This is a genomic window from Myxococcus sp. AM010, assembly GCF_013372585.1.
GTDB lineage: Bacteria > Myxococcota > Myxococcia > Myxococcales > Myxococcaceae > Myxococcus > Myxococcus vastator.
The window spans coordinates 1-1,595 of the sequence record NZ_JABXEO010000201.1 but is presented as its reverse complement, the minus strand read 5'-3'; the positions used below and the strand labels follow the sequence as shown (position 1 = coordinate 1,595).

1 protein-coding gene and 1 pseudogene are annotated in these 1,595 nt (G+C 72.2%); both read right to left on the bottom strand.

What is annotated here, in order from left to right:
• Window positions 1-227: pseudogene (locus tag HV826_RS36285) on the bottom strand (hypothetical protein); the annotation flags it as partial.
• Window positions 228-310: 83 nt separating this feature from the next.
• Window positions 311-1,595: glycosyltransferase family 87 protein (locus tag HV826_RS36280; RefSeq protein ID WP_255217602.1), on the bottom strand; the 1,285-nt coding region annotated here is incomplete at its 5' end.

Below are 1,595 nucleotides of genomic sequence, written 5' to 3'. Positions count from 1 at the left end.
GTGAAGAGCGCGGGCAGCGCCAGCGAGGTGCGCTTGAGGCGCTGCACGGCCTCCGCGGCCTTCGTCGCGTCCGTGCCCTTCTTCTCTTTGATGACCTCCGTCACCTTGCCGGCCGCGGTGATGGCGGCGATGCCCATCAGCGCGAACACGGCGACGGACGCCGTAGTGGAGAGCGCGAACCGCCGCGCTGATGGGACGTCCGGGCCGCTGTCGAAGGTCTCGAACATGACTGATGGCGCATATAGCGACGCCATGTGTCGGGCCTGTCCGGGGCCCGTGACACTTTGCTTCCATCAACTTGACGGGAGCGTCACGGCGCGAGCCCGCCACCAAAGCAACGTGGCAGGCGTGACACGGCGTCTGCGTCCACCACCGCGCGCGGTGCGCCCACGCGGCGCATCTGCGACAGCAGGGCGATCAGCAGCGCCGTGTAGACGAGCGCGAAGGGGCGCCACAGGAGGACGTGGCGGCTCCACTCCGCGCCCAGCCCCGAGTCAGAGACCAGGAGCCCCGTGAGGGCGATGAGCGCCACCAGCACCAGGTTGGGCCGGTGGCGGCTCTCCACCGCGGCGCGGATCAACGGCCAGGCCAGCACGTAGTTCGCGCGCCACGCCAGCGGTGACAGCAGGGTGACGCCCAGGCAACACACGGCGATGAGGTCCGCTGGCCCGGGTCTTGCCCACACGACGGCGGCGACGAAGAGGACCATGGCCACGGCCTGCGCCAGCGACATGTCACCGGGGGGCACCACGGTGTCGGGCGGGTACACCAGCGCCAGCAGCACGGTGGGCAGGCCCTGGGTGTTGGCCTGGAGCGCCCAGGGCGGCGTGGTGCGCGCCAGCGTGTCGCTCCAGAGCTGGAACTGCGCCAGCGCGCCGTCCCAGCCGTAGCGGGCGAGCGTGGGCAGGGTGAGCAGCAGTCCCACCACCGCGGTGGCGCCGATGACGCGCCAGTGACGGCGCCACAGGAAGAAGAGGCCGACGAGGGCGGCGGGCGGCTTGAGCAGGAAGGCGACGGCGAAGGCGATTCCGGGGCGCCACACCTGCCCGCGTTCGGCGCCGAGCGTGGACAGGAGGATGAGCAGCAGGATGACGGCGTCCACCTGGCCGTAGAACAGCTCGAAGGTGAAGGACGGCAGCAGGGCCAGCGTCGTCAGGGCGGGCGCCCAGGCCCAGGGCGTGGCTTCCCCCGACGAAGGCGTGGCGCGCATGGTGAGGCGGGCCACGGCGGCGAGCGCGGCGATGGAGCCCAGGTTCCACAGGGCCACGGCGGCGCGCGCGGGGAGCAGCGTGAAGGGAAGGAAGAGGGGCGCGGTGACGGGCGCGTACTTGAACGGCATGGTGCCGTCGGACAGGCGGTAGATGTCCGAGGCCTCCCAGAAGCGCTCCGCCGCCATGAGGTAGACGCGGAAGTCCACGCCTCGGCGGGGATGCTGGCCCACGGCGATGGCGGCCACGGCCAGCACGGCCAGCACGAGCCACCAGGCCCAGCGCGCCCAGGGCGCACCCACTCCAGGAGCTGTCCCCTCACCCTCGGCCGGTGGGGGGGATTCGGAGCCGGAGGGCCCCGGGGCGACGGCGGTCATCGGCAGGGAG